Here is a 9653-nt window from a genome sequence, read left to right on the forward strand (position 1 = left end):
CATTAACTTTATAAACAAAATGCAAAAGAAGTACAGTTATCTAATGCTGGCACTCCTGTTGTCTATGTTATGGCTGCCAATGCAGCTGATGGCACAAGACGGCAACACAGTGCTGCAGCCGCAGTTCGGCAAGCAGACAGTGACAGTGGCAACGGATCAGGAACTCACGTACTACGACTACAAAGGCACAGGGTCGATCATGAGTTCCAATTCAAGCAACTCGCACTCCCTTCTCGTGTTCAAACCGGCAGAACAAGGGTATTCTATCATGATTACCTTTGAGTCGTTTGACGTGAGGACCCAGATGGGGTCATATCAGGGATATGCGAAGGTTTACGACGGCGAAGTGGACGATACGGGATTCACCTGGGCCACTAAAACAAACGAAGTGACAAAAGACACCAAGCTGCCCGAGGGCAACGTGATTGAAACTCTTGACGGCATCTACACCGACAAGAAGTCGTTCTACTCTACGACAACCGACGGAGCATTGTCGGTAGGATTCATATATCGCTACTCATTCAAAGCTGACGGATGGGTGGCAAAGGTGAAGTGTGTGAAACTCGAGGACATGAGCGTTACGAATGCCGGTTCGCAGTATGGCAACGTGAAAGCGCCTGAGTTGACGACGAACGTGAACCTCGCCGGATTATATGTCAACACCAGCGGAGTGCTGAATGCTGACCACCTGACATCCATCAAGTTCAGAATGGCTGAGAACGAGAATGTGGTAGACCCTCTCTCTCTGAAACTGTTCGCCGGAAGCGCCGACTCATACAAGGGTGCTACCCCTATCGCTACTACGATAACGGAGGACAACGGCATATACACAATGACGCTCGACCATAAGCTGAGCGAAGGTAAGAATGAGTTTACCATCGTTGGCGACCTGAATACAGAGGCTTCCATTGGTGCGAAACTGAAACTGGAGGTTACCGGCGTAACCACTACAAACCAGCCCGACGGCGTTGCTACATTCACGGCAGCAGAGGCAGTAGGACTGGTGAACCCGGCTATTGTGACATTCCCAGCGGAATACAAGACAATCACGGTGACCGACACACCTCTCAACTTCTATGATGATGGAGGACCTACAGAAATGGTGACCATCGGATTCAACGGTATGGTGACCTTCAAACCGGCTTCTCCCGACAAGAAGGTGATGATAAACTTCTCAAAGATGAATATCTTCGAGAGTTCTCTGCACGACGACGCGAAATCACAATACATCCTTATATATAACGGTTCGACGGACGATGAAGCCAATCTTATCAGAACCGTCAGAGAGACTGAGACTCCATTCGTACGTTCCAACTCGGAAGACGGAGCATTGACAATAAAGTTTGTGTCCGGCAGCGAACTGTCATATACCCGTGACGGTTTCGAAGCTGAGGTTTCCCTGTTTATCCCACAGCCAATGACGACACAGGCGGTTGAGACGACACAAGCATCTGCAAAGACTCTGGCTGCCGGCGATACAGATCAGGAAATACTGAAACTGAACGTGAAGACAGAGAACAACTATCCGGCACTGACGGCAAAGAAATTCTCTTTCACCACAAACGGCACGAATGACATCATCAGCAAGGCTACTGTATATTATACCAAGTCAGCGGCCAGCTTCTCAACTTCCGTAAAGGTAGGCGAAGCTGAGGTGACTGGCGACGCTGTCGAAATAACAGCTACCGACGAAGTGTCACTTGTTGAGGGCGACAACTATTTCTGGCTTGCCTACGACATCAAGGAAACGGCCGTCAACGGACAGAAGATTGATGCCGCAGTGACTTCTGTTACACTCAGTGATGCCACCCACACCGTTGCGGATGGTAATCCAGAGGGCAACCGCGAGGTGCTGAACCAGGTGGTATCGCATTCCGACCAGGGCACGGTGACAAAGAAGGTGAACGGTTCGATGGGCTTCAAGACACAGAACAAGAATGAATATTCTTCTGACTATGAGAGTGGCACGGACGACCGCATCAATATCTTCCTGCCTTACAACGAGGGTATGATATGCCAGATCGAATTCTCCAAATTTGACCTATACTGGAATACCTACAGCAGCTCTGAACATGCTTCGCTGAAGATCTACAGCGGCAAGGACACTACAGGTGAACTGCTGTGGGAGACCACAAAGAACAACTACACCAAGGGACCGGAGGGTGTAATCCGTTCTACTGCTGCCGACGGAGCATTGACAGTGGTATTCAACGCCGGTGTTACTTCATCATGGAACACAAAGAACGGTTTTGTGGCTACCGTGAGCGAATATCTCTCCAAACCAATGGAAGTGGCAGCAACTACTGCTACACAGTCGGCAAAGGAGATTGCAAAGGTGGGAGAAAAGGATCTCGACATCCTCAACCTCAACATCACTACCGAGGGCAACGAGAATCCCAAGAAACTTTCTGCCGTAACTGTGGACATGAAAGGAGCGGAGAAGAGCATCGCTGCCATCAAGCTCTACTCGCTGGCAAAGGCTGACGAGGAGATTGCCGCCGACAAGGCTCCTGTGGCTACGGCTACAATCGACGGAACTGCAACGGAGGCTACACTGACTCTCAACGAGCCGGTGGCACTGGCAGAAGGCGACAACTACTTCCGTCTGCGCTACGATATCTCTGACGACGCTAAGGCGGGCGACATTATCGACGCCGCTATAAAGAGCATCACTGCCGACGGTGAGACTCTGACTACAGAGAACGGCGACCCTGAGGGTGCGGTAATGATAAAGAACATATACAACATGATGGCGGGCGACAATGGTGAGATTCTCATCAACGAGGGCGCTCCTCTCTTGTTCTGCGACGATGGCGGTGTGGACGGCGATTATTCGAAGAACTTCGAAGGAACTGTGACATTCGCTCCTAAGACTCCTGGACAGAGCGTGAAGCTCACATTCAAGGAGTGGACTGTGACGGCACAGGACAAGTTCTATGTATATCATGGCGGAGAGGTGAAGGAAAAGGAGGATGCCAAATACAGCATGTATGACAAACCGACTTATTTCCTCTCTGATGCCGAGGACGGCAAGGTGACCGTAAAATTCGTGACGAAATACTCAAAGGCTGGTTTCGCAATCGAGGTGACGGCATACGAGAAACAGCCTATCAGCGTGGCTTCTGTAACGACTACCGCCGTGGCTCCTGAAACTACGATGAAGGGTGCCGAGACGCTGCTGCAGAAGATTGAGGTGGTTGCTGACGGCGACCTCAACGTTCTGGACATACAGAAATTCAACCTCGCTGCCATCGACCTGGCAGACAATGCCCTCGCCAATGCAAAAATCTATGCTACAGGAACAAGCGCCGAGTTTGCACCTGTAGACCTCTTCGGCAAGCAGGAGGGCGGTCAGCTTTACATCAATGGTTCTTACAAGATTACGCTGCCTGGCACTTACTACTTCTGGCTCGCCGGCGACATCAGCACTGAGGCTGCTCCTGAGGCAACGGCATGTGCCCAGCTGGAGAGCATCACGGCAAACGAGACGACAACAAACGTTGAAGAGGCGGCAGCGGCTTCCACCAAGGTGGTACAGGGCGTGAGCGGCACAATAACAGTGGGCGCGGGCGCTGACTACGGCACGATACAGGCTGCCGTGAACTCTCTGAAGGACGGTATCGACGGACCTGTGACCATCAACATCAAGCGTGGTATATACAACGAGAACGTGACGGTGCCTGAGATTCCGGGAGCTTCGGAGAACAATACCGTGACGCTGCAGAGCGAAAGCGGCGACTGGCACGACGTGAAGATATATTACGACTTGTATAACGAGCCGCAATATTCTGACGACAAGATGTTCAATGAATTTGGTACGTTCACCATTGCCGGCGCTGACTGGTTCACGCTGCGCGGTGTGGAGGTGACAACGACAGACACCTATTTCCCTGGTGTGATACACATCAAGAACCAGAGCCGCCACGTGACTATCGACAACTGCTATATCCATGCAGACATGACGGTGACTTATTCAGAGGACATCAACCTGATATATACCTATACAAAGAACCTGGCTTACCAGAACAACGACTATCTCACAGTGAAGAACTGTCTGCTCGAGGGTGGATACATCGGTGTGAGAATGGGCGGAACAAGCTATGTGGCTCTGCCTAAGGAAGTAGGCGGAGTGATAGAGAACAATATCCTGCGCAACCAGGGTTCCAAGTCTCTGTATGTGTCTGACGAGTTGGGAACGAAGATTCGCAACAACCGCATAGAAAACAACGCCACAACGAAGGAGTTTGACGGTATCGACGCACAGGTGAGAGACCTGTATGACGAGAGCTTCGAAATCAGCGGAAACAAGTTCCATCTCAACACCAACAACTCTGCTCTGGCCATCACGCTGAGACAAATGACGGGTAGCGAAGAGGTTCCGGTGAATATCGTGAACAACGAGGTCATCGTGGTTAGCAACAGCGAAAAGAGCTACGGTATCAAGGTCGGCAACAATGCATCCAACGTGAACATCGCCAACAACAGCGTAAACATGTTGGGTGAAGCCAAGTCTTCGGCTATGGTAATCAGCAGCAGTACTGCCGAGAACTTGAAGGTTGTGAACAACGTACTGATGAACAACGCCGGCGGTTATGTATACAGCTACAACAATGCCGACTACATGACAAAGGCTTCTTATGCCAACAATGCCGGCTTCACTACCGGTGAGGTGTTTGCACGTCACAAAGAGGATGTTGCTTCATACGAGGCATGGCTGGCTATATGCAACGAGGAGAACGGAGTGAACGAGGCTGCCAACTTCATCGACGGCGAGAACACTCTGGAACTCTCTAAGGCTGGCAATCTGATGAAGGCACTGCCTCTGACTTATGTGGAGACTGACATCACTGGCAAGGCACGTAACGGCGAGACTCCTACAATCGGTGCTTATGAGTTTGATGCCAACACGGATGCTCCGGTGATGGTTGAGGGTTATCCGATAATCAACAACATCACTGACACATCGGCCGACATGAAGGTGAGATTCAGTCAGACTGGTACCGTTCAATATATGGTCAAGGATGGAGCTGAGGATGCTCCTACCGTTGACGAGATTACGACTTCTGAGAATGTAATCACCGCATACAAGAACGATGAGACAAAGATTACAGTTGAGGGTCTGGAGAAGGACAAGGAGTATGTCATCTACTCACTGATGACAAACATCAACGGCGTGTCAAGCGATGTGTATGCCTCAAGCAAGTTCATCGCTGGCGGTGAGGTGATAAAGGAGATTCCTAACGTGAAGGCAACTGCAGAGGCTACAGAGAGCGTGGAGTCCGGACAGAAGGCTTCTCTCAAGGTTAACGTGACAGAGGGAACGGCTCCTTTCAGCATTTCCTGGACAAACGGAAAGCTTCAGGAGATAGCAACGGCTTCTCTCGATGACTTCGGTATTTCTGTGGTGGAATATGCTCCTGTGGAGTGCGACATGTATTATGTGACCGTGACGGATGCAAACGGAAAGCAGGCTTCTGACACTTGCCGTGTGGCAGTGACCGGTGATGCCGTAGTGGCAACATTCGAGAACCTGTATCTCAACAGCGAGAGCTACTGGAACGGCCCTGACTCTAAGGGCACACCGATGGTGGGCATATATGGCGACAACCAGCTCGACGGTTCGTTCGTGAGCGGTTCTTATCAGTTCAGCAACAACTACAGCCTCGACTGGAACTCTTGGCAGGGATTCGCTTATTCTAACCGTACGGCAACGACGTTCACAAGCGCTACTCCTGACCAGTATAACTCTGTTGTTGGCCATGGATATGATGAGTCGGAGAATTATGCGGTGGTATTCGACAAGGGCACAATAACCGTGCTCAACAAGCCTGAGGAGGGTGACGTGATAAACGGATTCTATATCACCAACAACGCGTGGGCTCTTGACTGCATAAAGAACGGCAACGGAGTGGCACACAAGTTTGAAGAGGGTGACTATCTCATAGCGACATTCACTGGCACCAAGGCGGACGGTTCTACATCTACAGTGGACTGCTATCTTGCTGACTATCGTGCTTCGAAGGAGGCTGACCGCTACTATCTCGACACATGGCAGTGGGTTGACCTTCGTCCGCTCGGCAAAGTGAAAACAATAGCTGTATCTCTCTCTGGCTCTGACACTGGTTCATTCGGATTGAATACATCGGCTTACTTCTGTATGGACGACTTCAACGGTGAACGTGTCATTGCGGAGGCTCCGGTTCAGGTGGCTGGTGATGAAATTGATCTCAGCGAGTTCTTCACGTTCGATGATGCTTCGGCTACGGTTTCTTACGCATTTGCCGACGCTCTGAGCGAGGAACTGGCACAGAACGTGACTCTCTCTGCCGACGGCAGACTGACTGTGAAGAAGGGCTACTACAACAGTTTCAACGTTGTGGTAAGCGCCACACAGAAGGGCAAGATTCAGTTCTTGAACATACCGTTCGACATCGTTGACAGCATCAATGGCGTTGAGGATTCTAGCAGCAACGTAGCAGGTCGCTACAACATCAGCGGACAGAAACTGAACGCTCGCCAGAAGGGTGTCAACATCATACGCACCACCAATGGCAAGACCGTTAAGGTAGGCGTGAGGTGAGAATCCACATTTTGAGGTTATAAATAATCGATAGAGAAAGCCCCGGAACCTTGTGAATAGGTTTCGGGGCTTTCTTCTGATAACGCATCGTCAGCTAATAATGTCTCGTCATATAGTGAAGCGGCGGTATACCGCTGGTATAGCTATGTGATACTGTCAGTATACCTATGCTGCACTATCGGTGCAAGGCTGCTGCACTTCTCTTGTACCGCTTTTTCAATCTATATTTATGATGAATTACCTAAATAGTTACATTAACTCCCTTTTGAACCACACCTCGAAAACATGGTCGGCAAGAAACACTCCCTCCTTGGTCTGGGTGATGATTTCCTTTTCGAAAAGAGCTTTCTTAATGCGCTCCACATTCGATTTCGTTCCAATTGGATAAATATCGTCAACTTTCTTTGATGAGAAGCCATTGTGGATGCCGCTGCAAAGCAGACGGATGAAGTTGAGCTGGTAGGTTGTGAGTGATTCCGTCTGCTGCACAAACAGGCTGTTACATTGTTCCAGCAGAGCATCAACGCCCCGATGAAATGTTTCTTCTGTCACTTCCGTATCCGTCTCTGCCATCACATTCCACGCCAACTGCTGTACGTAGGATGAATAGTTTCCGACGCACTCACATATCCTGGATGCGTAAATGTCAGAGATTCGTTTTCCGTATTTCTCAAAGCGGGAGCAGATGAACGGCACCCAATACTCCGTGGGGATACAGTCAAGGTATATCATCTCGCCGAACATGTAGAATGGCATCCGCTTACTTTGAAAGATATTCATCATCAGGTGTTTCTTGCTGCCAAACAGACAATAAGACACATTCTGCTGATGCTGCCATACACCGCGCATACGCTTCTGCACTTCTATGCTGCCTGGAAATTCGCCTACCTGCTGGAACTCATCGATACATACAACTATCCGGAAGCCTTTTTCGCGTGCAATGAGTTCCGGAAGATTGAGTATCTCTTCGGGAGTATAGTCCTTCGGCGTTATTCCAAGCGATAATGAGAACTCCGAATTTGGCTCAGGACTGAAGGAGAACTTGGGCGAAAGGCGGACAAGGAATCGCTTTATGTTTTCCAATATCTGCTCCGCCCTGTTGCCCGTGGATTTCAGTATTGCCGAAGCAAAGCGGTTGTAGAAATCATACTCGCTACGACAGTCGTATATATCCATATACACTGTTTTCACCTGCGGAACGTCCATTTCCGACATTACCTTCTTTACCAGTGAGGTCTTTCCCATTCGCCTTGGCGAGATGAGGATGACGTTTATGCCGTTTTCAAAATCAAGCTTTATGCGCTTGGCTTCCTTTATGCGGTCGGTGAAGTTATTGCCCTCTACCGACATTCCGTAAACAAATGCTTTTTCCATATCCCAAATACTTATATTGACGATGTAAATACTTTGCAAACGAGCGCAAAGAGAGTTTACTCTCAATTTGCCGAGTGCAGCTAAGTATTATGTAAATACTTTGCAAATATAAACAAAAATATCGAGGTTCACAAGTTAGTGGACCACCAACTTGTGAACCTTGATATAAGTATATGACAATAACAACTGTTTGTCGCCACGATTGTATTTACTGTTCTTCGGCAACCTTTTAGAATACCCTCACTCAAAAACAACCGAACTTAAAAGTATGATCAGGAAAATGATTTATTTTTTTATCTCAATCCTGAACGTCGTGCCAACTCCCACTTCACTGCGTTTAACGAAGATGCGGCCATGATGATATTCCTCAACGATTCTCTTGGCAAGAGAAAGACCTAAGCCCCACCCACGTTTCTTTGTCGTGAAACCGGGCTTGAACACGCTGCTTATGTCTTTCTTCCTTATACCCTTGCCATCGTCAGTAACTTCGATAACTGCCTTGCCGGGCAAATCCAAGACCTCGATAGTGATATGCCCCTCGCCTTCCATGGCGTCAACGGCATTCTTGCAGAGGTTCTCTATTACCCACTCAAAAAGAGAAGCATTGAGATTCACGATAATATCATTCTGAGGGAATTTCTTTGTCATAAGAACCTTGGATGATGTCCGTCGGTCCATATAGTCAATCACATGGTCTACCACATCACTGAGACTCGACGGCACAGGTTCTGGCAATGAGCCAATCTTGGAGAAGCGGTCGGCAATGAGCTGCAAGCGCTTCACATCCTTGTCCATCTCCGGGATAAGGTCATCATCAGGATAATTCTCCTTCAGTATCTCTATCCAGGCCATAAGACTGGATATCGGTGTACCCAGCTGATGTGCGGTCTCCTTTGACAAACCGACCCACACCTTGTTTTGTTCTGCTTTCTTTGATGTCAGCAAAGCGAATATAGCCACTACAACAAATATAAGCACTACTCCAAGCTGCACATAAGGATAATACGCCAAACGTTTCAGTATCGTGGAATCATCATAGCATACATCCACATAAGCCTTCTTATTAGCATCATCCATAGAGATTCTGATGAATCTGCCAGCGTCATAAAGACGCTTTCCCAAATGCGACACATACGCAACACTGTCCTTCTCAGAACGGTTGCCTACATCAACGTTTCTGCATATCTGCACCAGTCCCTTATTATCAAGCACGATAACGGGAATGGTATTGTTGTCGTTCATCACTTTCAGTACAAGCCCCAAATCTGTGGTCTCGTCGGCCATATTGAACGAGCGCATTGCGTCCGCCCAAATTTCCATCTTGTTGCGTTCCTCCTTGGCGAGGTCCTTTACAAAGATATTTGAAATTATCAGGGATGTTACCGCTATTACAATAGCCGCCAACACGAGAATGATCTTAACTTGCCTTATTCTATCTGTCCATTGCATATCATAGTAACGGAAATAACTACTATTTATTGCAATACAAATATTTGCAAAGACATTTTTAAGGACACAGTATAAAAATCAAAAGACAGCAAGCAGTTATAAAATACTACCATTGAACGGCCTAATGACCGTTTCAGGTTAAATGGAGATATAAAAACAAGACAAGGAAGTGATCAGTCTTATGAAACGTGTACAATTCTGGTATTTAACCCACATTTTCCCAAAAACCGTCAATCATCTGGTCCCATAT

Annotated in this window: 3 protein-coding genes; 1 reads left to right on the forward strand and 2 read right to left on the reverse strand. The window is 48.4% G+C overall.

What is annotated here, in order from left to right; translation table 11 throughout:
• Nucleotides 1–19 precede the first annotated feature (19 nt).
• Nucleotides 20–6580 carry a DUF4465 domain-containing protein gene (locus tag QVO99_RS02740; RefSeq protein WP_022316059.1) on the forward strand — a complete coding sequence of 2187 codons (6561 nt, stop codon included), beginning with the start codon at nt 20–22 and terminating at the stop codon, nt 6578–6580.
• 249 nt (nt 6581–6829) lie between these two features.
• Here QVO99_RS02740 and QVO99_RS02745 read toward each other — a convergent pair whose 3' ends face one another.
• Nucleotides 6830–7954: an AAA family ATPase gene (locus tag QVO99_RS02745; protein WP_022316060.1), complete on the reverse strand. Its 1125-nt coding sequence runs from the start codon at nt 7952–7954 to the stop codon at nt 6830–6832.
• A 285-nt stretch (nt 7955–8239) separates the two neighbouring features.
• Complete coding sequence (locus tag QVO99_RS02750) at nt 8240–9403, reverse strand: sensor histidine kinase (RefSeq protein WP_022316061.1); 1164 nt, start codon at nt 9401–9403, stop codon at nt 8240–8242.
• Nucleotides 9404–9653: the final 250 nt, after the last annotated feature.

Origin of the sequence: Prevotella sp. CAG:592 (assembly GCF_000436015.1) — a bacterium.
Lineage (GTDB): Bacteria > Bacteroidota > Bacteroidia > Bacteroidales > Bacteroidaceae > Prevotella > Prevotella pectinovora.